This is a genomic window from Clostridium thermosuccinogenes (assembly GCF_002896855.1).
Taxonomy (GTDB): Bacteria; Bacillota; Clostridia; order Acetivibrionales; family DSM-5807; genus Pseudoclostridium; species Pseudoclostridium thermosuccinogenes.
The window spans coordinates 3709513-3732920 of the sequence record NZ_CP021850.1; the positions used below are offsets into that span (position 1 = coordinate 3709513).

At 43.0% G+C, this 23408-nt stretch carries 18 protein-coding genes, 1 tRNA gene and 1 riboswitch; of the genes, 5 read left to right on the forward strand and 14 right to left on the reverse strand.

Annotated elements, in window-relative coordinates; translation table 11 throughout:
* Window positions 1-122: 122 nt before the first annotated feature.
* Both CDO33_RS16345 and CDO33_RS16350 read right to left on the reverse strand, forming a co-directional pair.
* Entirely contained in the window at window positions 123-851 is a 729-nt protein-coding gene (locus CDO33_RS16345; RefSeq protein ID WP_103079710.1) for a pseudouridine synthase, read from the reverse strand.
* A gap of 67 nt (window positions 852-918) precedes the next feature.
* Window positions 919-2331, reverse strand: a complete 1413-nt coding sequence (locus tag CDO33_RS16350) for an RsmF rRNA methyltransferase first C-terminal domain-containing protein (protein ID WP_103079711.1) — start codon at window positions 2329-2331, stop codon at window positions 919-921.
* A gap of 408 nt (window positions 2332-2739) precedes the next feature.
* Between CDO33_RS16350 and CDO33_RS16355 the strand changes: the two genes are divergently transcribed.
* Window positions 2740-2815, forward strand: a tRNA-Glu gene (locus tag CDO33_RS16355).
* 20 nt (window positions 2816-2835) lie between these two features.
* Here CDO33_RS16355 and CDO33_RS16360 read toward each other — a convergent pair.
* The 3 genes from CDO33_RS16360 to CDO33_RS16370 form a co-directional block, all read right to left on the reverse strand.
* On the reverse strand, window positions 2836-3519 hold the full coding sequence (locus CDO33_RS16360) for a GntR family transcriptional regulator (protein WP_103079712.1): 684 nt from the start codon (window positions 3517-3519) through the stop codon (window positions 2836-2838).
* 195 nt (window positions 3520-3714) lie between these two features.
* Window positions 3715-5646, reverse strand: a complete 1932-nt coding sequence (locus CDO33_RS16365) for an aconitate hydratase (protein ID WP_103079713.1) — start codon at window positions 5644-5646, stop codon at window positions 3715-3717.
* Between the two features lie 281 nt (window positions 5647-5927).
* Complete coding sequence (locus tag CDO33_RS16370; RefSeq protein ID WP_103079714.1) at window positions 5928-7307, reverse strand: 2-isopropylmalate synthase; 1380 nt, start codon at window positions 7305-7307, stop codon at window positions 5928-5930.
* A 258-nt stretch (window positions 7308-7565) separates the two neighbouring features.
* Here CDO33_RS16370 and CDO33_RS16375 point away from each other — a divergent pair, with 258 nt between their 5' ends.
* Entirely contained in the window at window positions 7566-8822 is a 1257-nt protein-coding gene (locus CDO33_RS16375) for a methyl-accepting chemotaxis protein (RefSeq protein ID WP_242973781.1), read from the forward strand.
* A 266-nt stretch (window positions 8823-9088) separates the two neighbouring features.
* Here the strand turns inward: CDO33_RS16375 and CDO33_RS16380 are convergent, their stop codons facing one another.
* On the reverse strand, window positions 9089-9823 hold the full coding sequence (locus tag CDO33_RS16380; protein ID WP_103079715.1) for an MBL fold metallo-hydrolase: 735 nt from the start codon (window positions 9821-9823) through the stop codon (window positions 9089-9091).
* A 216-nt stretch (window positions 9824-10039) separates the two neighbouring features.
* On the reverse strand, window positions 10040-10576 hold the full coding sequence (locus tag CDO33_RS16385) for an ECF transporter S component (protein WP_103079716.1): 537 nt from the start codon (window positions 10574-10576) through the stop codon (window positions 10040-10042).
* Between the two features lie 230 nt (window positions 10577-10806).
* A riboswitch (FMN riboswitch) is annotated at window positions 10807-10932 on the forward strand.
* 77 nt (window positions 10933-11009) lie between these two features.
* On the opposite strand from CDO33_RS16385, the gene CDO33_RS16390 reads away from it, so the two are divergent.
* The gene (locus tag CDO33_RS16390) at window positions 11010-11603 is read left to right on the forward strand and encodes an ECF transporter S component (RefSeq protein ID WP_103079717.1); all 594 of its coding nucleotides are present in this window, start codon (window positions 11010-11012) and stop codon (window positions 11601-11603) included.
* Window positions 11604-12401: 798 nt separating this feature from the next.
* Window positions 12402-13394 (forward strand): L-glyceraldehyde 3-phosphate reductase, encoded by a 993-nt coding sequence (gene mgrA / locus CDO33_RS16395; RefSeq protein ID WP_103079718.1) that lies wholly within the window; start codon window positions 12402-12404, stop codon window positions 13392-13394.
* Between the two features lie 169 nt (window positions 13395-13563).
* On the opposite strand, the gene CDO33_RS16400 is transcribed toward mgrA, so the two are convergent.
* From CDO33_RS16400 to CDO33_RS16410, 3 genes are read right to left on the reverse strand one after another with little or no spacing between them, the layout of a single operon-like run.
* Window positions 13564-14919: an aspartate kinase gene (locus tag CDO33_RS16400; RefSeq protein ID WP_103079719.1), complete on the reverse strand. Its 1356-nt coding sequence runs from the start codon at window positions 14917-14919 to the stop codon at window positions 13564-13566.
* Window positions 14920-14975: 56 nt separating this feature from the next.
* Window positions 14976-16304, reverse strand: coding sequence for a homoserine dehydrogenase (locus CDO33_RS16405; RefSeq protein ID WP_479690734.1), 1329 nt, complete (start codon window positions 16302-16304; stop codon window positions 14976-14978).
* Window positions 16249-16692, reverse strand: a complete 444-nt coding sequence (locus CDO33_RS16410; protein ID WP_103079721.1) for an ACT domain-containing protein — start codon at window positions 16690-16692, stop codon at window positions 16249-16251. Before CDO33_RS16410 ends, CDO33_RS16405 begins: the two co-directional genes overlap by 56 nt.
* 387 nt (window positions 16693-17079) lie before the next feature.
* Here CDO33_RS16410 and CDO33_RS16415 point away from each other — a divergent pair, with 387 nt between their 5' ends.
* Entirely contained in the window at window positions 17080-17295 is a 216-nt protein-coding gene (locus tag CDO33_RS16415; protein WP_103079722.1) for a heavy-metal-associated domain-containing protein, read from the forward strand.
* A 103-nt stretch (window positions 17296-17398) separates the two neighbouring features.
* Here the strand turns inward: CDO33_RS16415 and thrC are convergent, their stop codons facing one another.
* From thrC to CDO33_RS16435, 4 genes are all read right to left on the reverse strand, one after another.
* Window positions 17399-18898, reverse strand: coding sequence for a threonine synthase (thrC, locus tag CDO33_RS16420; protein WP_103079723.1), 1500 nt, complete (start codon window positions 18896-18898; stop codon window positions 17399-17401).
* A gap of 362 nt (window positions 18899-19260) precedes the next feature.
* Entirely contained in the window at window positions 19261-20346 is a 1086-nt protein-coding gene (locus CDO33_RS16425) for a patatin-like phospholipase family protein (protein ID WP_103102805.1), read from the reverse strand.
* A 128-nt stretch (window positions 20347-20474) separates the two neighbouring features.
* Window positions 20475-21620 carry a tetratricopeptide repeat protein gene (locus CDO33_RS16430; protein WP_103079725.1) on the reverse strand — a complete coding sequence of 382 codons (1146 nt, stop codon included), beginning with the start codon at window positions 21618-21620 and terminating at the stop codon, window positions 20475-20477.
* A 36-nt stretch (window positions 21621-21656) separates the two neighbouring features.
* A complete protein-coding gene (locus CDO33_RS16435) occupies window positions 21657-22940 on the reverse strand; it encodes a bifunctional folylpolyglutamate synthase/dihydrofolate synthase (RefSeq protein ID WP_103079726.1) in 1284 nt (427 codons plus the stop codon).
* Between the last annotated feature and the right edge of the window lie 468 nt (window positions 22941-23408).

Consider the following 23408-nt stretch of genomic DNA (forward strand, 5'->3'; position numbering starts at 1 on the left):
ACACCACCATTTCCTAGTAATCCTATATGAATATTTATATTATAATACTCCCTATCAAATTCATTGTCAATAGAAACCTGCATAATTTAAACTGTTGTTTGCATGTTAAGTCGAAGAATTTATTATGTGCCGAAGCTTTTCAGGAGGTTGACCTCATCCTCTGTAAGTTCCCTGCATTCACCGGGCTGGAGGCTTTTATCGAGTTCTAGGCTTCCCATGGCTATGCGCCTTAGGTATTTCACCTTCTTGCCGACGGCCTCAAACATCCTCTTTACCTGGTGAAATTTGCCCTCATATATTACAAGCTCTATCTCAGACCGGTCTCCTGACACAATGATATCCAGATGAGCCGGCAAGGTTTTGTAGCCGTCATCAAGAACCACTCCCTCTTTGAATATGGCAGCATCTTGGTCGGTAACGGTTCCGGCCACCAGCACATAATACCTTTTCGGGACATGCTTTTTAGGAGACAGCAGTTCATGGGCCAGCTGCCCGTCATTTGTCATTATGAGCAGCCCTTCGGTATCTATATCGAGTCTTCCCACCGGAAACAAATCAAAGCACTTATATTCATCCGGCAGTATATCCACCACCGTCCTGAGCCTGTTGTCATATGTGGCCGATATCACTCCCTCAGGCTTGTTCATCATGAGATATATGTACTTTCTATAGCAAAGCACTTCGTCCCCTATCTCTATGACGTCATTGACAGGGTCGACATGCATGCCGCTGTCCTTTGCGGTAATTCCGTTTACCTTAATGACACCGCTCTTTACCAGCTGCTTAACCTCCTTGCGGGTACCATAACCAAAGTTGGACAGAATTTTATCCAATCGTTCCGTTTCCCTCAAAATGCCACCTTCTTTCTTCTGCCTTCGTAAAAAATTAGAATTACCTGTCGTACATTTTCAGCAGCCGTCATGCCATTTTCCTCCACCCCTTGGGATAGAGGTTCTTTAGCATATCTCCCGTCTGCTTTGCCCATCCCAGAGAATAGCCGTCCACACAAACAGCCCTGCATCCTTTTTTCCCTTCGGCGATCAGAGTCTCACCTTTGAGATATCGTATGACATCAGCCGATTCAGAGCTCAAATCAAATACGTTCTTAAAGTCAGCCTTATTTAGTGCAATGGCCATGGAATGCGACGGTTCAAACCTTCCTCCGGAAAATTCCCCTAAGTACCAGCCGAATTTCGCCACCTTTATTCCCGAAAGGTCCGGATATTCCACAGGCAGGCAATAGATATTATTTCCCTTTACAGCAAAATGCCCGTTTATGTCAACTTGCAGATTGTCCCTGCAAAAAGCTTTCAATGCTTCAATATGACCTTCCATGCCCTTGCCGGAGATTTTTGAAATATTCGCTCTTCCCTCTGCATACCTGCTGCTGGTGTCATTTTGACCACCATCTTTTTCTTCCCTCGCAGCCTTTTTCATTCTGGCAACAAAATGCCCTTCTCCTTTCAGCTTATGAGGCCACAAACGCGCTGTCTTTGCCAGTTCTTTGCTGTTGTCCGCCCATTCGGGCCTTCCGTCTTGTATTCCTGCGACTTTAGGGATGTCCAGCAGCTCATAATTGCCATACTGTTCCAGGAACATGCTGATCATCCTCTCGTTCTCTTCGGGAGAAAACGTGCATGTGGAGTATACAACCACTCCTCCCGGTTTGAGAAGTTTATCGACATTCTTTAGTATGTCCCACTGCATGCCGGCACATTTTTCGCATTTGAAGCTTTCCCAGCTGCGCGCCGCATCTTCGTCCTTTCTGAACATACCTTCGCCGGAACAGGGGGCATCCACCAGCACTTTGTCAAAGTATCCCTCAAAATTCCGTGCCAGCTTGTCCGGCGACTCATTCGTCACTATCGCATTTCTCACTCCGCATAATTCTATATTCTTAACCAATGCCTTTACACGATCCGAGTTTATATCATTTGCCACCAGAAGGCCTTGCCCTTGCATTCCCGCAGCTATCTGCACCGTTTTTCCGCCCGGAGCCGCACACAGGTCAAGAATCCTTTCTCCCGGCTTTGCATCTATAACAGCTCCCGGCAGCATGGCACTAGGCTCTTGAATATAATATAAGCCGGCATAATAATAAGGGTGCCTTCCCGGGCTTTCTCCTTCAGCATAATAAAAACCATCCTTTGTCCAAGGTATGGGTTCCAACTGGAAGGGTGATATTTTAAGGAACTCCTCCACGCTGATCTTGAGAGTATTCACTCTTAACCCATAATATCTGGGCATTTCATAAGATCTCATGAATTCTTCAAATTCTTCCTTGCCCAGCAAACTTTCCATTTTATTCAAAAATTCCAATGGCAGCTTCATATATATCTCCTGCATATAATAATTTTTTCTATAATTAAATTAATAAATAATTTATATAGACCATAAGCATTAAAATATAGTCCATAAGCAGCAAATTAAAACGTACTGCCGGAGAAAGACTTGCGGTACAGGCGCCAGACGCTCGGTCTGTCCGCACAGCAAATACAGTCGCATTGCCAGTAGAATACCGGGACAGCTCCAAACATGGAATACCGGAACATCTCCATACATACCCGCCGGTCTCCTACACCCCCGCAGCAGGTCTTTATTGCTCATATCATATATATAGTTTATATTTAATCCAGGGCCTATTATAGCACATAATGGAAGCCCAATATATAACAGAATTTTTTTAATTTTATATGTTGTATTTTGAGTAAATCCATGTTATAATAATCCTTGCGATAAGGCCCATTGGTCAAGCGGCCTAAGACACCGCCCTCTCACGGCGGTAACAGGGGTTCGAATCCCCTATGGGTCACCATAATAAAAAAGAAGAAGATATCAGTTATCTTCTTCTTTTTTTACATTATTCAGGAGATTAAGGCTTGCATTATACACATGCTCGGTCGTCAATTTTTCCGCCCTTTCCGCATCCCCAGCCGCAATTGCATTATAAATGTTCCTGTGCTCCTCGAGGGCTTTCAATGCTCTCCCCGGGGTTTCGAAGGATGCATTTCTGGCTCTCTGAACATAATGGTGAAAAGTGCTGAGGGTATGCATCAGAGGTTTGCTTTTGCTGGCTTTAAATATGATGTCGTGAAATTTGAAATCATATTTACCCAGATGAGCCACATCATTTTTCATCGTATAAAACTCTTCAAATTCAAGAGCTTCCCTTAATTCCTTCAGTTCCTCGGGCGTAATCTTTTCAGCAGCCCACCGGGCAGCCAGCCCTTCTATCATCATCCTTATAGTGTAAATATCCTTGATGTCCTGGGGAGAAATGCCTTTTACAATAGCTCCCTTGTTGGGTATCGTCTGCACGAGATCTTCCAGCTCCAGCTGTCTTATAGCTTCCCGTATTGGAGTCCTGCTTACCCCAAGCTCTTCCGACAAACGGGTCTCAATGAGGCTGTCACCGGGTTGGTATTTGCCGTTTAAGATATCATTCTGTATATGGTCGAAAACTCTTTTTCTAAGAGAAACTGAATATCCGGCATCCTCATCATTAAGATTTTTAGACACTACTGTCCTCCTCTCTCAAAAAAATAGCAGTCGAGAGCCCAAGTCCTGCTACATTGCAGAAAATCAGCAAAAAAGCATTGCTTTTTTTCTCTCGACCGCTTCATAATAACCTCCGAATTAAAATCTATTATATTATTTGTTGCTTTTATACTAAAATCCTGCCGCATAAGCGACCCTTTACAAAGAAATTTTCCTTTACTGATTGCTCTGACGGCGGGTGTAATTGATAAGGCCGCCGGCCAGTATCATTTCTGCCTGCCTCTCCGATAATGCAACTTTAACCTTTATATCCTTATTCTTTGTGATATTGCGCAGCAAAAGCTCTCCGCCGTTTTTTATCCGGTTCCTTGCATCCTCTATCACCAGCTCGTCTCCGCAATCAATGCTGTCGTAATCAGCCTCATCCACAAAAGTCATCGGCAAAATTCCGGAATTTATAAGGTTTGCCATGTGGATTCTCGCAAAGGATTTTGCAATCACTCCTTTTACCCCCAGCTGCAAGGGAGCAAGAGCCGCATGTTCACGGCTTGAACCCTGTCCATAGTTGGAACCGCCCACAATAAATCCTCCACCGTTTTCCTTGGCTCTCTTCGGAAAATCAGGATCACATGGAGTCAGGCAGAATTCCGCCAGATAAGGTATATTTGAACGGAAGGGTAGAAGCTTTGCATTGGAAGGCATGATATGATCGGTAGTTATGTTATCTCCCACCTTTATCAATGCTTTCCCGCACACCTTTTCCGGCAGCTCGCTATTCAACGGGAAGGGCTTGATATTCGGTCCCCTCACCACTTCAACCTTTTCTCCATCCTCTGCAGGAGGCACAATCATATTGTCATTCACGAGGAATTCCTCAGGCATTGATACTACAGGTGCCTCTCCCAGCTCCCTCGGATCTGTGAGTACTCCGGTTATCGCGCTGGCAGCAGCAACCTCAGGGCTTACCAGGTAAACCTTGGCAGAAGCCGTACCACTGCGGCCTTCAAAGTTTCTATTGAAGGTTCTGAGGGAAACCGCATTGGAAGCCGGAGCCTGCCCCATGCCTATGCATGGCCCGCATGCCGACTCAAGGATTCTCGCTCCTGCTGCCACCATATCCGCCAATGCACCGTTTTGAGCCAGCATTGTCAGCACCTGTTTTGAACCGGGAGCGATTACCAGGCTCACATCAGGATGAACTGTCTTTCCTTTCAGCATCATTGCCACCTTCATCATGTCTACGTAGGATGAGTTGGTGCAGCTGCCTATAGCCACCTGATCAACCTTGATTTTTCCCACCTCGCTGATTTTTACAACATTGTCGGGACTGTGGGGCAAAGCTACCAAAGGTTCCAATTTATCAAGATCTATTACTATCTCCTCGTCATATACTGCGTCATCATCCGGTTTTAATTCCACCCAGTCTGACTCTCTTCCCTGAGCCTTCAGGAAAGCTCTGGTAACTTCATCGCTGGGGAATATGGAGGTGGTTGCTCCGAGCTCGGCACCCATATTTGTTATGGTCGCCCTTTCAGGAACTGTAAGGGTTTTCACACCCTCTCCCGCATATTCGATGATCTTGCCGACACCACCCTTTACAGTGAGCAGCCTTAGCACTTCCAGGATTATGTCCTTTGCTGCAATCCAAGGATTAAGCCTGCCCTTCAGGATTACTCTGCATACCTTCGGCATAGTCAAATAATATGGTCCTCCGCCCATTGCCACAGCAACATCCAGTCCACCTGCGCCGATGGCCAGCATTCCCAGACCGCCTCCGGTCGGTGTATGGCTGTCGGAGCCCAGCAATGTCATCCCTGGCACACCGAATCTTTCCAAATGCACCTGGTGGCAAATTCCATTGCCCGGACGGGAAAAATAAATGCCGTGCTTTGCTGCGACAGTCTGTATATATTTGTGGTCATCGGCATTCTCAAAACCCGCCTGAAGCGTATTATGGTCTATATATGCCACCGACTTTTTGGTCTTTACCCTGGGTATTCCCATGGCCTCAAACTGCAGATATGCCATGGTGCCGGTCGAGTCCTGGGTCAAAGTCTGATCTATTTTTATTGAGATTTCCTTTCCGGCTATCATCTCGCCGCTTACAAGATGAGCCTTTATTATCTTCTGTGCTAAATTAAGTCCCAACGTACATTCCCCCCGTTTTTTATATCCTGTCCGAATATCTTTAGGCCTTACTTAAACCTATTCGGATCAAAACCAATAAAATAATACCACAATAACAATTATTATGAAATGTCCTTAAGAAACAATAAATCAAGGTAATATTGCAGACTCTCCGGCATTTCACAGCAGTGGCTTTCCATATAGGCGGTGTAGGAAGAATATCCTTCCTACACAAACAAATCAACCGCTGCTTTGGATTTAACAGCCTGAATACCGGTATCCCCGCCTTTTTGTCTGCAGAATCAGAGGGCCAGGTCGAAAATGTCCGGCGCCAGCATTTTTACCGCTTCCATCATCTCATCGTCGCTTATTGATGTCGTTCTTCCCGACTGGTACTGCTGATCCACCCAATCCTTTATCTTTGCGATTCTTTCATCTTTTTTATCAAGCTTCTTGCTTCCTTCCAGTCCAAAATTATTATTAACCCACAAGGCTATGCCTGCAAGGCCTGAAGTTTGAGTTATTGCCACTCCTATTGGCCTTTTCAGAAGCTTCGATGTGTTGAAAATATTGTAAATTTCCTCGTCCTTCAATATTCCATCTGCATGAATACCTGCCTGGGTTACGTTAAAATGCTTGCCTACAAAAGGAGTCCTAGGTGGTATTGCATATCCCAGTTCCTTTTCATAATATTCTGCAATCTCTGTAATCACCGTAGTATCCATGCCGTCAGTTGTACCCCTTAACTGGGCGTATTCAATGACCATCGCCTCAAGAGGAGTGTTACCCGTCCTTTCACCTATTCCCAGCAAGGAGCAGTTAACACTGGATGCGCCGTACATCCATGCTGTGGAAGAATTAGCAACGGCTTTGTAAAAATCATTGTGGCCATGCCATTCTATCAACTCGCTGGGGAAGCCGGCGTAATGCCTCAATCCGTATATAATACCCGGAACACTTCTGGGCAAAGCCGCTCCAGGGAAGAACACTCCATAACCCAAGGTATCGCATGCCCTTATTTTTATCGGCACTCCGCTTTCCTCCATGAGCTTCCTGAGCTCTATGGCAAAAGGCACGACAAATCCATAAAAATCCGCTCTGGTAATATCTTCAAAATGACAGCGGGGTTTTATTCCCACATCAATTGCTTCCTTTATAATGCTCATATAGTGATCAAGGGCCTGCTTCCTTGTCATGTGCAGCTTTTTGAAAATGTGGTAGTCGGAACAGCTCACAAGGAAACCGCTTTCTTTCATGCCCATTTCCTTTGCCAGCAGAAAATCTTTCTTTGTCGCTCTGATCCAGCTGGTAACCTCCGGAAATTCATAGCCTCTCTCCATACACTTATATACGGCTTCCTTATCTTTGTCGCTGTAGAGGAAAAATTCGCTCTGACGGATTTTGCCCTTTGGTCCTCCCAGCCTATGAAGAAAATCAAACAATGTCACGATCTGTTCCACCGTATACGGTGCTCTGGACTGCTGCCCATCACGAAAGGTAGTATCCGTTATCCATATTTCATCCGGTGGTGCCATGGGAACCCGTCTATGATTAAACGCGCACTTAGGTATTTCGTCATAGTTGTATATATCCCTGTACAGGTTTGGTTCCGATACGTCCTGCAGGGAATATTTATACTGGTTTTGCTCCAGCGTATTGGTTCTCTTGTTAAATTCAAGCATTTCAAACCCTCCTATTAGACTTATTTATATGTATCTTATATATAATATGCACGTATAACTGTATAATTGTATACAATTATACAGTTATACAAAATTGATGTCAATTTATTTTCTCGAGTCGCACAAGCCTTTTTCATGAATTTGAAACATGTGGAAATATAAGAAGGATTTTAGGAAAATATGACGAAATATATTAGAAAAGACGAAATATATTAAAAGAATTAAATTTTATTATCATCAAAGTTAGGAGGATATGCTATGCAGGAGAAAGATGCAAAGAAATTTAATGCATTTAATGCGGCAATGTTGTTTTCAGTCGTGACCGGTGCCCTATGGGGTATACTTACAGGTGTTATTACTGGGGAATGGCTGCCCTTGCTGTTTTTCATTCTGTCGGGAGTTATTACCACCATTATTGCGAAAATAGTGATAGAATCATCAATAAAAAAGGTTTCAAACCGGCTTGCCAATGAGATGGTACATATCAGAAACGGTGACTTTACATATCTGATAGATTCAAGAAGCTTCGGAGCTTTAGGAAATGTATCCATACAAGTGCATAGCATTATAAGCAACATTAAAAAGCTGATAGAAAGTTTCTTCTCCCTTTCCCTCTCTATTGTCAGGGCATCAAAGCAGGTAAAGTCAACATCCGATGAAGCTGCGTCAGCTATGGTAGAGATTTCCCGAACAATCGACGAGATTGCCAAAGGCGCCTCAGAGCAGGCTCAGGAAGCACAGCAGGGCGTTCAGTTGATGGAGAAGCTTTCAGAGCAGATCGACCTTGTATCCAGGATTTATTCCCAGGTAACGGATGAGACGAAAAAAATAAGCGAACTTAATAACGTAGGTTTGGAATCAGTTAATATACTGCATCAGAAATCTGACGAAAACTATAGTACCTCTGAAAAGATTTTCTCCGTTGTCGAAAAATTAACCACCACTACAAAGAATATAAGCCTTTTTGTTGAAACCATTGAAGATATAGCAGAGCAAACCAATCTTCTTGCGCTGAATGCCGCAATAGAAGCTGCAAGAGCCGGTGAAGCCGGCAAAGGTTTTGCGGTTGTTGCCGAAGAAGTAAGGGCTTTAGCCGACCAGAGCCGGAAAGCGGCCGAGGAGATCACCGGCATGATGGAAAGCATACAGGAAGAATCCCAACAGGCAATTAAGTCCATGGAGGACATGAGAAAATCCAGCAAAGAGCAAAATGAAGCAGTTGCTAAAACAAACAGCGCTTTTGGTGATATCGCCAATGCTATCACGTTGATCATTGAAAAAATAGACGGAGTAAACAGCGCTATAGAAAAAATGCAGGAGGATAAGGATCATGTTATTGCCGCCATTGAGAACATATCCTCCGTTTCCGAAGAAACTGCCGCTTCCAGCCAGCAGGTCGCTGCCACTACCGAACAGCAGCTATCAGCTTTCGAAGCTATGAAATCTGCTTCCGAAGAGCTCGACAACCTTGTCAAGGAGCTGGATAAGAATCTCAAAGCCTACAAGGTGAAGTAATCACCGTATACCAAGAAGATGGACCCCCCAGCCAGTAAGGCCGTCCGACTGAATAATTATAGAAATACTGCAGTAAACTGTATAAATAAGATAAAAAGCATCAAAGCGCATATAGTGTTTAGGAGAAAAGCATATAAAGAGTACAAAAGCTCGTAAGCATATAAAGCAAATGCATACCAGTGTACAAATGCATATGCGTAAATGCATGAAAATGATAAAACGTAAAGTGCACAAAAGCCGGATTAAATCAAATCCGGCTTTTTATTTTAAACATCATATTCCGCAAGCAATTTGGCGATCTCAGCTTTAGGGTACTCTTCCGCGGCTTCCGCCAAGAGTTCATTTGTGTCATAATCAGGCCAAAAATGGGTGAGAAGAAGCCTTTTAGCTCCTGATTTCATAGCAACAATACCACATTCCCGGGCTGTAAGGTGAGGCACATTTTCATCCTTCTTGTCCCGGGAAAGCAGTCCTGCATCAAGCATGAGGAGGTCGGCATTTTCCGCAAACCTCACAATATTCTCGGTCCATGACGTATCTCCGGAAAAGACAAATCGTTTTCCTTTGGACTCTATTGATACCGCAAAGCACTTCACAGGGTGCTTCATTTCCGCGAAGGATAGCCTCATACCACCTATGTTCAACACGGTATTGCTGTCTATCGAAGCAAGATCAAATACGTTCTTTATGTTGAGGCGTTCGTATTCATCCATCGGCTGATCCGGAGCATATACTTTTATGGGCTTTGACATCAACCCCCTCTTCATCTTGATGTCCACAGCATATCTCAGCACCATCATATCCGACATGTGGTCGCTGTGGAGATGCGTCAGTATTATGGCATCCAGATCCTCAAACCTTGTGTATTTCTGCAAGTTGCTCAAAACTCCATTTCCGCAGTCAATCAAAAGCTTATGCTCGCCTTCGGTAATCAAATACCCGGAGCAGGCTCCTCCTGCTGCAGGAAAAGGTCCGTTGTTTCCCAGTATCGTGAGTTTCATAGGCTTTTACCTCTCTTATATTTTAATTTATAAGCCGGGATACCTTCATCCCTATGAGTAAAATTACCGGCTTTGGTCTTAGCTGTTTGCCATCTCTCGCACTGCACCGTCAAATTGAAGATGGCATTGGCAAGTCCATCCATACAAATTGCCGGCACACCGGTTGACATGTATTATTTTACCCAAAAAAAGCCATTGAAACAACGTATCTTTTTATTAATTCAATACTTTTCTTACTCCTACCCTGTCCAGCAGCGATACTAAAACATATGCAGCCACAGCACTTACTCCTCCCTGCACCAAGTTGGGCACCAGCTCCGCTATTGCCGCCGTATATCCGAAAGTTTTGTCCACAAAAGGAAGCAATAGCCATTCTGCAATAAAATAACCGGCTACCATTACCGCAGCTGAAATCACCACAGCCGCTAACCGACGCGCTTCACCATGGGCATTTTTTTCGGCAGAATCGGCGATAACTCCGGCTATATATCCTTCCAATCCTTTTACAACAAAGGTGATGGGGGCAAATATCATTCCTCCTGCAGCAATATCAGCGATGGCTGAACCTATTGCCCCGGAAGCCAGCCCGGTTCCCCTTCCCAAAAGGATGGCCGCCACCATTATGACAATGTCGCCGAAATTGATATAACCAGGATAAATAGGCCCCGGTATGCGTGTAAAGTATGTTGCCAGAAATACGATGGCAATCATCAGCCCATTTAAAACTAACTTTTTAGTAGAAACACTATTCATTTTGCTTCCCCCTCATATCACAACTGTATCGATACGCTTTGAATCCGTATCGAAGTGTTATAGCTATTTTATAGATACAGTTTTAAATTGTCAATATGGAAATTTACCATTGAGAAAAACTTTTTATGCACGGTCATTAATCCCTGGTAATTAATGACTTGAATCCATTATGAAAAACTATTGACACAAGGATATATTTGTGCAAGAATAGATTTGATAAAAAATGAATATGAAATCTTCAGGGCAGGGTGCAAGTCCCTACCGGCGGTAATATGCTTTAGCATTAGCCCGCGAGCGCAAGCCGACACGGTGAGATTCCGTGGCCGACAGTATAGTCTGGATGGGAGAAGATTGTATTGAATAACATTGCTATATTGCAAGGTTTCCCTGGAGTTCATATTCCAGGGATTTTTAATTTTTGGGGGGTATTTTAATGAAGGTATCATTAAACTCAATGGTTAAAGTTGCAATAATGTCGGCTCTATCACTGATAATTATGTTTTTTGAACTGCCGTTACCGTTATTCCCGGCTTTTCTGAAAATAGACTTCAGTGATATACCCGCACTCCTAGTAACATTTTCTTTAGGCCCTCTTTATGGCGCTTTGGTAGAGCTGATAAAAAACCTGCTGCACCTTTTCAGAACTTCCACTGTAGGAATTGGTGAGCTGGCGAATTTCCTGGTAGGAGTGTCTTACGTCGTTCCTGCAGGTATTGTCTACAAGTATAATAAAAGCAAAAAAGGCGCATTTCTGGGGCTTGCTGTAGGAACCGCCTCAATGGTTGTCTTTGCCTCACTGTTCAATTACTTCTTCCTCATACCAATGTACGCAAAAGTACTTAACTTCCCTACTGAAGCGGTAGTTGCCATGGGCACCGAAGTAAACAAGCACATTGTTGACGTAAGGTCATTGATATCCTATGCCATAGCTCCGTTTAACGCTATCAAAGGAATTGTTGTTTCCTTAGTTGTAGTCCTTATTTATAAAAGGCTGTCCCCTATTCTGCACAAAGGGTTGGGTAAATAGTGTGGGGCCATCAGGGCGCAAGGGACTTCACATGAAGATGAAGCCCCTTTCCCTTGATAAATGTTTTCCCGCTTTATATTCTTGTTGTTTTCCTTGGGCTGTCACCTTAAGTTCACTTGTTTTTTGTTTAGCGAAGCGTCTTTTTCACTTTGATGACAACCTCTGCTACTGCAATATTCTTTTGATTCGCAACTTTTCTTGTACCTTTTGCCCTGTTATCTTTTTTAATCAGCATTTGCAACAACTGCATTTGCTATAACCATCGCCTGCATTGAAAAATATTACTTTTCTAAGCCATCCCTCCTTTCCTAACTCTACATAATATTTCTTCGCATCTTATTTAATTTTTCCGGGGTGATTTCTTTCTTTTCTAAAATTATTTCCCGGCAGTGCAGTTTGTCAGCTTCGCATATGGGGTAATAAATATATTAAACGAGGCCCAAATAAAATGTCTTCAGCCACGTTGAAACAGAGTGCTGCAACTTAATGCAACCGCTACAACTGTTTTTGAATTGTAGATTATAGTTTGTCTGCATATAATATAAATTAATGCTGAATTGTTATACTGGAAAACAACAGCTTTCAAGGCTCGTTCAACTTTTCCTGGCGACGCTTAAATCCACATGTTTAAGCCGCAGGGACACAGAAGGCATATTAAAAACGCCCTTTGTGTTAACAAGCCTTCCGAGCAACTGTTTTCGCGGGATAATCATCTACAAAACAGGATGTGCTGCACATTAACAAAATAGATTTAAGCAAACATCACAAGGCAGAAGCTAGATAAATAAGGAGGTTGTTATGGATTACACACCAAGTAAAGAAAGATACGACCGCATGATTTATAATCGCTGCGGAAGAAGCGGATTGAAGCTTCCTGCCATATCCCTTGGGCTATGGCACAATTTCGGAGGGATCAATGTTTTTGAAAACGGCAGGGCCATCATACGCAAAGCCTTTGATCTGGGAATAACCCATTTTGACATTGCAAATAATTATGGACCGCCTCCGGGATCAGCGGAAGAAAACTTCGGAAGAATACTTAAGCTTGATTTTGCAGGACATAGGGATGAAATGATAATATCCACCAAAGCCGGTTTTGGCATGTGGCCTGGACCATACGGTGACTGGGGCTCCAGAAAATATCTTATAGCCAGCCTGGATCAGAGCCTTAAGCGTCTTGGTCTGGATTATGTGGATATATTCTACTCCCACAGGCCGGACCCAGAAACTCCGCTGGAAGAAACCATGGGTGCCCTGGACCATGTGGTCAGGCAGGGGAAGGCTTTATATGTAGGTCTGTCCAACTATAATGCCGACCAGACCAGGGAAGCTGTGGCAATCCTTAAAAAGCTGGGTACTCCATGCTTGATTCACCAGCCTTCCTACTCCATGTTTGACCGCTGGATAGAAAAGGGTCTTCAGGATGTGCTTAAGGAGGAGGGTATTGGCACCATAGCCTATGTTCCCTTGGCACAGGGACTGCTCACCGACAAGTATCTCAATGGTATACCTGCAGACTCAAGAGCTGCCGGCCCTTCGGTTTTTCTTAAAAGTGAAAACATTACGGAAGATAAACTCAGCAAAGTCCGCCGGCTGAATGAATTAGCCAAAGAGAGGGGGCAGAGCCTCGCTCAGATGGCCCTGGCCTGGGTTCTTCGGGAAGGCCGGGTGACATCGGCATTAATAGGAGCCAGCAAGGTAAGCCAGATTGAAGAAAATGTGGGCGCTTTGAAAAATCTTAACTTCAGCGGTGAAGAATTGGCCAGAATAGAAGAAATTCTAAATTCGTAGCTTTTTCCAAGGATCAGAATACCGTCAAAATAACCTGACTCAAAAAGGTTCGGCGGGGATTACAACCCCCGCCGAATAGAGTGATTTATATAGCTTTTATACAGTTTGTGTCAGATCAGTCTCCGTAATTGTGCCAATCCGTTTCCCGCTAATGGATTAAGGCACTGTTTTATTCCCCGCCAAAAAACTCTTCGTAAAGCGCGCGTACAGACTTGTCGGCATCTTCTGCCCTGACGCCAAACATCATGCTGACCTCGGATGAACCCTGATTAATCACCTCAATGTTTACTCCTGCCTTGGCAAATGCTCCTGTCGCCCTTGACGCGATGCCCACGGTGCGCATCATGCTTTCACCCACCAGCATGACCAGGGACAGACCCCGTTCAATGCTTACATCATCAACTTCCAGTTCATTCTTTATCCTTTTCAAAATGCGTTCTTCAATTTCAGCATTCAACTGCTTCTCCTTCAGTATTACCGATATGCTGTCAATGCCTGACGGAACATGCTCATATGACAGTTTTTCATCCTCCAGAATCTGAAGCAGCCTGCGTCCGAACCCTATCTCCCTGTTCATCATATACTTGCTCACAAAAATGGTACAGAATCCATTATCACAGGAAATTCCCACTACCGGTCCGTTTTTTGATTTCCTTTCAGGTACTATCATTGTACCGGGAGCGGACGGGTTGTTGGTGTTTTTGATGCATACAGGTATACCTCTGCGGTATACGGGCTCTAACGTCTCTTCATGCAGCACGGAAAAACCCGAATAGGATAACTCCCTCATTTCTCTGTATGTAACTACAGATATAGGCTTAGGATTCCTGACTATATTCGGGTTGGCAACAAAGACCGAATCCACATCGGTGAAATTCTCATACATATCTGCCCCGATTGCCGCAGCAAGTATTGACCCGGTTATATCGGAACCGCCTCTCGGGAATGTAACCACATCCCCCTGCAAAGAATATCCGAAAAATCCCGGGAAAATGAGAATGCCGTCCATATCCTTAAGAGCTTTCAGGTTTTCATAGGACTGAGGCAAAACCCTGGCATTTCCAAATTCATCACTCAAAAACAGCCCCGCATCCTTAGGGTTTATATATCGGGCTTCTACCCCGATGCTTTTTAAATATTGTGCCACCAGCTTCGCCGAATTGTCTTCCCCGGCCGCCTTCAGCAAATCCATGAACTTTGCTTTATTGGAAATGTCGCCGCTAAGCCGCTCGCACAAATCTTTTTTAATGATGTCAACAATTTCATCGCCAATATTCATTTCTTTAGCTATCTCCGCGTACCTTGCAACAACTGCCTCCATTTCCTCATCGGCCTTGCCGCATTCAATATATTTCTCAGCACATTTTATAAGAAGGTCGGTAACCTTTATATCATCCTTAAAGCGTTTACCGGGAGCAGAAACCACTACAAGTCTGCGCTCCGGATCTGCAGTTATTATGCTGCAAACCTTCCTTATCTGTTCCGCATTAGCCAGTGACGTACCTCCAAATTTTGCTACTTTCATCTATTAAGCCTCCATTTCTCTGTTCAATAGGTTGCTATGATTCATAGCATATGTATCTAACCTTCCAGAACCCTGATTTTGTTCACCACTTCATCCACCTTGCCTGACTTCTTCAATCTCTCAACGGACAGCGCAAACTGCCTTTCCGGCATTTTCCCGCATACAAATCCGAACTCATCCTCAGTCTCACTGTCAGGCAACCTCAGGTATTTTACATCTTCACCGAACTCAGCTAATACTGCCCTTTTGGCTTCCTTTTGATCGGTGGATTTTACCCTTACAAAGTACTTCGCTGCAATTCCGGATGGATCAGTCAATTCTAAGGTATTGCCGTTATGATCCTGCCAGTTATTCTTAAAACCGTCCTCCGGATGGCTCACTATATCAATAATATCAGCCACAACGGCACTGGCGGTAGGGAATTTACCGGCTCCAGGTCCATAAAACATGGCTTCGCCTATTGCATCGCCATACACAACAATTGCATTAAAAACATCATTCACTCCTGCCAGGGGCATATCCTTGCCAACCATAGCCGGACTTACCCAGGCATATATCCCATCCTTTGTTTTTCTGCTATGGCCGATGAGTTTTATTGTGCAATTCAACGCATCGGCATATTTCATGTCAGTAAGGCTTATATTTTTAATGCCCTCTGTAGGTATATTTTTATAGTTTACAAATTCATTATACGCTATTGATGATAAAATTGCTATTTTTCTGCAAGCATCATGCCCTTCGATATCAGCCGTAGGATCAGCTTCTGCGTAGCCGTTTTTCTGCGCCCCTTTAAGAGCTTCGTCAAAATCCATTCCATCTTTTTTCATGCGGGTGAGGATATAATTGGTAGTACCGTTCAATATGCCGGTAATTCCCGTTATCATGTTTGCAGCAAGGCATTGCCTGAGGGGCCGGATTATCGGAATCCCTCCTCCTACGCTGGCTTCAAAAAGGTACCGTACATTATTCTCCTGAGCGATTTTAAGAAGCTCCGGGCCATGGGTAGCCACCAGTTCCTTATTTGATGTTACTACATGCCTTCCGGATTTCAAAGCTCTTTTGGTGTATTCATAGGCTATTCCAATTCCGCCTATCGTCTCCACAACTATTTTTATTGATTCATCATTAAAGACGTCATCGGCGTTTTTAGTAAAAAGCTCCTTGTATTCGCTTTCCGGGAAATCCCGTATGTCGAGAATCCTCTTTACTTTTATATCTTCACCGGCTCTGGTCTTTATGCTTTTTCCGTTTTTCTTTAATATATCAACAACTCCTGACCCTACCACTCCATAGCCTAAAACGCTGACATTAACCATTATTACCACCCCACTATTCTCTAGAAAGGATCTCCTGTCTTCGAACCCCTTCAACTTTGCTGATTTCATTCATCAATTCATTCAAGTCCATGGTCATTTCCTCTGTCTCTATTGATATTGTCACATCGGCAAGGCCATTTATCGGTATATTTTGGTTTATTGTGAGTATGTTTGCCTTAGCTTGTGCAATCTTGTTTATTATGCTGGACAAAATGCCCGAAAAGTCCTCCACAACAAAAAACAGCGTTATGACCTTTCCCCTTGATGTCTCGTAAAAAGGAAACACATAATCCTTGTATTTATAGTAGGCACTTCTGCTCAGGCCAACCGCTTTTACCGCTTCATTTACCGTTTTATAGGTTCCTTTGCTGAGAAGCTTTTTCACTTCCACCACCTTGCTGAAAACTTCCGGAAGTACGGAACCGTCAACAAGGAGATATGTATATTTATTGCTCATATCGCCTCCGTGTCCTTGTATGGCGCACACATGTTTTTATATTGAGTAATAGTAACACATTTGGAAATGCAATTCAATACCTTATGTATAATTTTTATGAAAAACTATAGAGAGACTGAAAGATGTTCCCTTTCTATAGATGGCAGGCAACGACTATTTACTGCGGGCTTCGGGCACATATCCCACCTCATTGAGGCGTGCGGTACAATTGCCGGCAGTGTACCATATTTTTAATAAAATATTATGAAATTCAAAATAAACGCCTTCAATAATGCAAATACTAAAATTAACTCATTATGCTGGCATTTTCTAAGCATAACTTCCGAGTTAAAGAGATATCGTAAATTTATGAAAAAGTAACTTGACAATATAAAAGGAGGAACATCGATGAAGGCTAATAAGTTTGTCGTGGCAGGCCTGACCGACGCGGCAATGATCCCTGATATAAAACAGTCCATCAGCAATCATGTCGGCATCAACGCTGTCAGGGTTGATATGCATGAAGGCACAGTAACCGTGGATTATGATGAGGGACGGTATGAGGAAGGCGATATAAAGAGATTTGTCAGCGAAGCAGGCTTAAGCGTAAGGGAAGTAAAATGAGCAAAATAAGAATGGGAATAGCAGAATTCCCATTCTTATTTTTAACCTGCAGTCTTTGTCGAATTGGCCTTGCTTCCGGAACAAGGCATTGTCAAAGCCATAGTTATATGGACAGTATGCTTTTTACCTGATCCTTCATCTCGGATTTCCTGCATACCTTATTATGCCTGATTTCTTTCCTGTCCAGTCCCTGCAAACCGTTGGGTATCGGAATCCCGCATTTCTGGGACAGGATATCCAAAAGCTCAAACTCACTTTTGCCTTTAACCTCTTCCTCTCCAAACAAGGCCCGTACAACGCTGTGGTTGAATTTAAACGGACTTGCCGTAGAAACTATTACAGTCTTGGTAAAATCCCCCGTCGATATCACATACTTGTCGTAAACATCAATTCCTACGGCAGTATGAGTATCTATGACATAATTGTTTTCATTGTAAATGCACTCTATAGTCTTTAAAGTCTCCGAATCGTTTGAGTAGTCCGCCCAGAAAATCTTGGATATCTTTTTCTTTGTATCCTCATCTACGGTATATTCCCCGGTACGGCTTAGTTTTTCCATCCAGCCTGCCACCATTTTGGAATTATGTCCGGTAACTTCATACAAAAGCCTTTCCAGGTTGCTGGATATAAGTATGTCCATGGAAGGAGAAAGAGTTTTCTTAAAATCCCTTTTTCTATTATAGGTGCCGGTATTTATAAAGTCGGTAAGCACATTGTTTTCATTGGAAGCGCATATGAGCCTGTTTACCGGTAAGCCCATCTCCATTGCATAGTATGCTGCGAGAATATTCCCGAAGTTACCTGTAGGCACAACAAAATTGACTTTGTCCCCCAGCTTTATCTCACCCCTGCCTACCAAATCCGCATAGGCTGAAAAATAATAAACGATTTGAGGCACAAGTCTTCCCCAGTTTATCGAATTTGCGGAGGAGAATTTAAAACCGTTCTTTTCCATCTCTTCGGAAAGCTCCCTGTCGGTAAATATCTCCTTAACTCCGGTCTGGGCATCGTCAAAATTTCCCTCCACCGCTATGGAGTTTACATTTCTGCCTTCCTGGGTAATCATCTGCAGCTTTTGAACCTCGCTCACCCCATCTTGAGGAAAAAAGACAATTATGCGAGTTCCGTCAACATCTCTGAAGCCTTCCAAAGCAGCTTTTCCGGTATCCCCGGATGTTGCGGCGAGTATCACCATTTCACCGGTCTCTCCTGTTTTCTTGACAGCCTTGACCAGCAGGTGGGGAAGTATCTGGAGCGCCATGTCTTTGAAAGCACAGGTTGGCCCATGCCACAACTCCAGAATGGAAATATTGTCATTTAACCTGTATACAGGAGCTATCTCCCTGCATCCAAACTTTTTTTCACTATATGCACTGTTTATCGATTCCTTAATCTCTTCTTCCGTATAGTCATCAATATAATGCTTAAGTATGGCTTCCGCCCTTTCCTGGTAGCTCATATTTACCAATTGCTCTATTTGGGCCGGAGTTAACCTCACCCGGGTTTCAGGCACAAACAAACCTCCGTCCGGCGCTATGCCTCTCATGATAGCCTCGGCAGAAGTTATTGACCCAAGCCCCCCTCTAGTACTCTCATAAAACATAATATGCCTCCCTAAAACAAAAAACTGTATAACCGCATGCCTCATAGCATTCCTTCGGCATTACGGCAGCACATAATTGCCCTGATAGCAAGAATTAGCCGTACAGTTTAAAAATAAACAGGCAAGCAGCCTTTAATATCTATTTATATAATAATAATACAAATAAAATAAAAAGAAAAGAATAAAAATTAGGCTTTAAGCCTAAGTTTTATGTAAAATTTATGGGAATAAGAAACGCTTTAATTCCCCATCGGCCAGCGCTTTTTTAGTTCAATAAAGCTTCAAATAAAATGCTCATTTACCTTAAAATATTTTTAGTTCTATAAAAATTAGTTCAATAAAAAAAGGCATTTAAAGACTTGCTAAAGTCCTGTAAATGCCATATCATACTCAACTTTGTCAAACAGCTTCCTGGCTGCAATCTTTCCGGCTGAATAGAGGTACTCCTTCTGCTCACCGTCCAGATGGAAGTCCAGGAAGTCCACCTTGGAAGCGTCAATGTCAACAGTATACTTTGTTTTGTATGCATCCTTCGGAACACCGATGTCATGCACTGCAGAAACCAGCGCTTTAAGTACGTCCACGGATGTATCGATACTGAAAGGCTTTTTCTTTATCCCTCCGCCAAGAGTGAAGCCAACAGCAGGAATTGATGAAGAGTTATCCACTCCCCAGAAAGGAAAGCCATCCAGCATACCGCCATCCACAAAGTAATGCACCTTCCAGGAGCTTCCTTCCATTTTTTTAATTTCTACAGGCTTGAAAACAAAAGGTACACAAGTGCTCATCCTGACAGCCTTCGCCACAGAGAACCTGTCCGGGTCGATACCATAATATATCATATCGTCGGGAAGTATGACGATTCTCGCCCTGTTCACGTCTACTGCCGTCATCCTTACTTTATAACCTCTGGGGTTTACTCTGTCCGGCACCCCGCCTCTTAAGTCTGCGAAGGTAAATATCCCTTTTTCGGCAAGAACTCTTGCCACCCACTCCTCAAGGTAGTCACCGTCAAAAAGGCATCCTTCCTTGTCCAAAGTGGCAATGCTCTTCAAAATATCGGCAAGAGTACCTCTTTCCTGGTCAGGCAAATCTTCCATACTAATGTTATCCGTGAATTCAAGATTTAAGAATCGGTATATTCCTTCCATTCCGGTATAGCGGTTATCCTTGCAAAACTGCATATACTTTGCCACTGCCGGAACTTTTTTCTCAACGTTTGTTATATCTATCTTTTCCATGTCAAAAGCATCGATGACGGACCTTAGATGGGAAGAAGAATAACCTGCTCCTAAAAAGCTTCCTGCCACTGCACCGGCAGAAACACCAACTATGCTTCCCCATCTGATATTTCTGGCTTCCGCCTCTTCAAACACTCCGACATAGGCTAACCCTTTTACTCCGCCGCCTCCAAGAATCAGATTAAACGGGCTTTTATTCCAAATCATATGCCATATAACGCCTCAACAAGTTACTAATACATTATATGAAATATGACTTGGGAAGGTAATAAACACAGATAAAGCTTTTCAATTAAAAAGCTATTTTAGTCTATTATCAGCCTCAACCTTATAGTTTATTGCTTGCTCTCAATAAACGCTATCCAGTTTCTTGAATAATTGGCATAGCTGCTGCCGGGAAATTCTTCAATTACACTGTTAAAGGTGGATATGGCATTGGTGTAGTCCTCCAGCTCCATATAGCTCTTGGCCAGATTATACAAAATCCCATCCATGTTGACACCGGTAAATCCTGTGCCATAAATTTTAGCTTTGGACAGTATATCCTTCGCTTCCTGGAATTTCTCCTGCTTAAACAGCTTTACTCCCTGGTTATAAGCTTCTCGCGCAGCCTTTGGCATGATATCCTGAAAGAGCGCATCAAATTTTTCCTTCTCTGCTCCCTGAAAAGCTACAGGCTTAAGCAAAATAAGCATGTCCGCAGCCTTCTCATATTCTTTTGAGGAAGCAAGCTTTTCTATTTCAAACAGGTTAGTCAGATTTTTATAATATTCAATGCTGTGGTTTGCTTTATCGAGGTTATCCTCCAGAAGTGCACTCTTTTCTTCCAGATCATTGAGCTTGTCTTCGTATTCTTTTTTGACGGCATCAACAGCATTTTGAATCTGGGCTTGAATTTCTTCATCAGAGCTTGATACGGAGATGGAGCCTTGAGATTTATCGAAAATCAGGGGATTAATTATTGCCATAATAACAATGCCAGCTAAAAAAACAGCAGCATACTTCAAAATTTCAATTTTTCGGTCCGTCTTATTGCTGGCAGCTTTGGGGCGATTTTGCAGCATTTCCGAAGGTCTTATGTCCTGACTTTTTTTCTTTTTTCTAAAAGCTGCTTTGTTCTTTCCGGAGGCCTCCGGCGTATCCTTTCCCTCCAAAAAATTGATATATTCCATCGCCTTTATGGCGTTATTTTCCGCACTTATCACCCTTCTGAACATCTCTTCCGCTTTCCCATATTCTTTTGTAGAAATGTAGCAAAGTCCCAGAAGGTTGATTGCTTCATGAAAATCAGGATTGATGGAAACTGCTTTCTTTAACTCGATGATTGCTATATCCTCGCTGCCCGAACGCATACTTTCCAAAGCTTTATTGTAAAGCACAACAGAGCTTTTGATATTATCTGGCAAGTCCGGACGGCTTTTCTCCAGATTTTCAATGTCAATCGAAGGGTAATTCTGCAATTCCTGTTTTAGATCAATCAAGGAACTCACCTCCAAAAACTGAGGAATATTGACGGATCACATATTATTCTTTAAAAGCCTGCGCACTTCACCAATATAGTACAAAGACCCAAATGCGCAGATCATGGAATCTGGCGAGCAAATCTTCATACTTGTGCATACTGCTTCTTTTATTGTATCACTAATTGTCACATTCTTACAATAACTTTTTATAAATCCTCCCAACTCCGCCGCAGGAAGAGCTCTGTCGCTGTTCGGAGTAACGGTTATAAAATGGGATGCTATGGGTACCACTGTTTCAATGACCGCTTTATAATCCTTATCCCTTAATACGCCGATAATAAAAATTTTCTTTTTATCCGGGAAATATCTGTTCAAAGCATCTCTTAATGCCCTTGCTCCTTCGATGTTATGAGCGCCGTCGATTAAAAATAAGGGGTCTCTTTTCAAAACCTCAAGCCTGCCCGGCCAATGGGTATTTAAAAGGCCTTTTCGTATCGCGTTTTCACTGATTTTATATCCTTTATCTTTTAACAGTTCTATAGTCTCCAGCACTACAGCCGCGTTATTTACCTGATGATCCCCCAGCATCGAAATCTTTAGATTCTTATATGATTTATAACTGAAGGTCTGACCGCTTATATCGAAGCTTTCCGGCTTTAAAGCAGAAAAATCCGCTCTGTGCAGTCTTGCTCCCCTTTCCAAGCACACATCCTGAAACACCTTCTCAACCTCTGCTGTCTGAGGATATAGGACCACATCACCGTCATGCTTGATTATCCCGGCTTTTTCAAAAGCTATCTTGGGAAGGGTATCCCCCAGGCGGTCCATATGATCGTAGCTTATTGTAGTGATAACCGAAACCAGGGGCGTGTCTATAACATTGGTAGAATCGAACCTTCCTCCCAAGCCCACCTCCAGTACCACAATATCACAGTCATTTTCATAAAAATATTGGAAAGCTATGGCCGTAACTATTTCAAACTCTGTGGGGTGGTTTTCCCCCCGAGCAAGCATTATATCAACTTTTTCCTTGACAAACTGGGTTATGCGGGACAGCTCCTCCTCAGAGATCTCTTCATCGTTGATTTTCATTCTTTCCGTAAACCTCTCTATATAGGGAGAAGTGTACATACCTGTCTTATACCCTGCTTCCATCAGTACCCTGCTGATAAATGCCACAGTGGAGCCTTTGCCGTTTGTCCCCGCTACATGGACAAATTTGAGCTTTTTATGGGGATTTCCCATAAGCTCCAAAAGGGACGTTATATTATTAAGTCCCAGCTTTACTCCGAATTTCAAGGTATTATGAATATAGCTAAGTGCTTCATTATACTCCATATTACTACCTCTTTAAGCGTGAAATTCATGATTTAATCTCGGTGTATGAAACGCAGCATAAAGTTCAAAATTTTATTTCTATGCGTAAATTGCAGCATAAAATTCATGACTCTATTTCTTGCGTAAATACAGCACAAAATTCACGATTTTATTCCAGTGCGTAAATTGCAGCACAAAACTCAAAATTTTATTCCAATACGTAAATTACTGCATAAAACTCATCATTTTACTCCGATGCGCAAATTGCTGCACAAAACTCATCATTTTACTCCAATGTGCAAATTGCTGCATAAAACTCATCATTTTATTTCAATGTGTAAATTTCAGCATAAAACTCATCATTTTATTTTGATGCCCAAGTTGCTGTATAAAACTCACCTTTTTGATCCAATACACAAGCTACTGCAAAAATACAAGATTCTATTCCGGTGCACAAATTAACGGAACTTCCGAAAAGCCCCGAATAAG

What these genes read in the sequence shown, in the direction of transcription:
- CDO33_RS16370 (WP_103079714.1), bottom strand. Translation starts at nt 7,307, where the DNA reads ATGCTTGAATTTAACAAGAGAACCAATACGCTGGAGCAAAACCAGTAT.
- mgrA (WP_103079718.1), top strand. Translation starts at nt 12,402, where the DNA reads ATGGATTACACACCAAGTAAAGAAAGATACGACCGCATGATTTATAAT.
- CDO33_RS16375 (WP_242973781.1), top strand. Translation starts at nt 7,566, where the DNA reads ATGCAGGAGAAAGATGCAAAGAAATTTAATGCATTTAATGCGGCAATG.
- CDO33_RS16405 (WP_479690734.1), bottom strand. Translation starts at nt 16,304, where the DNA reads ATGAAATCAGCAAAGTTGAAGGGGTTCGAAGACAGGAGATCCTTTCTA.
- thrC (WP_103079723.1), bottom strand. Translation starts at nt 18,898, where the DNA reads ATGTTTTATGAGAGTACTAGAGGGGGGCTTGGGTCAATAACTTCTGCC.
- CDO33_RS16350 (WP_103079711.1), bottom strand. Translation starts at nt 2,331, where the DNA reads ATGAAGCTGCCATTGGAATTTTTGAATAAAATGGAAAGTTTGCTGGGC.
- CDO33_RS16385 (WP_103079716.1), bottom strand. Translation starts at nt 10,576, where the DNA reads ATGAATAGTGTTTCTACTAAAAAGTTAGTTTTAAATGGGCTGATGATT.
- CDO33_RS16435 (WP_103079726.1), bottom strand. Translation starts at nt 22,940, where the DNA reads ATGGAGTATAATGAAGCACTTAGCTATATTCATAATACCTTGAAATTC.
- CDO33_RS16425 (WP_103102805.1), bottom strand. Translation starts at nt 20,346, where the DNA reads ATGATTTGGAATAAAAGCCCGTTTAATCTGATTCTTGGAGGCGGCGGA.
- CDO33_RS16415 (WP_103079722.1), top strand. Translation starts at nt 17,080, where the DNA reads ATGAAGGCTAATAAGTTTGTCGTGGCAGGCCTGACCGACGCGGCAATG.
- CDO33_RS16390 (WP_103079717.1), top strand. Translation starts at nt 11,010, where the DNA reads ATGAAGGTATCATTAAACTCAATGGTTAAAGTTGCAATAATGTCGGCT.
- CDO33_RS16380 (WP_103079715.1), bottom strand. Translation starts at nt 9,823, where the DNA reads ATGAAACTCACGATACTGGGAAACAACGGACCTTTTCCTGCAGCAGGA.
- CDO33_RS16400 (WP_103079719.1), bottom strand. Translation starts at nt 14,919, where the DNA reads ATGAAAGTAGCAAAATTTGGAGGTACGTCACTGGCTAATGCGGAACAG.
- CDO33_RS16410 (WP_103079721.1), bottom strand. Translation starts at nt 16,692, where the DNA reads ATGAGCAATAAATATACATATCTCCTTGTTGACGGTTCCGTACTTCCG.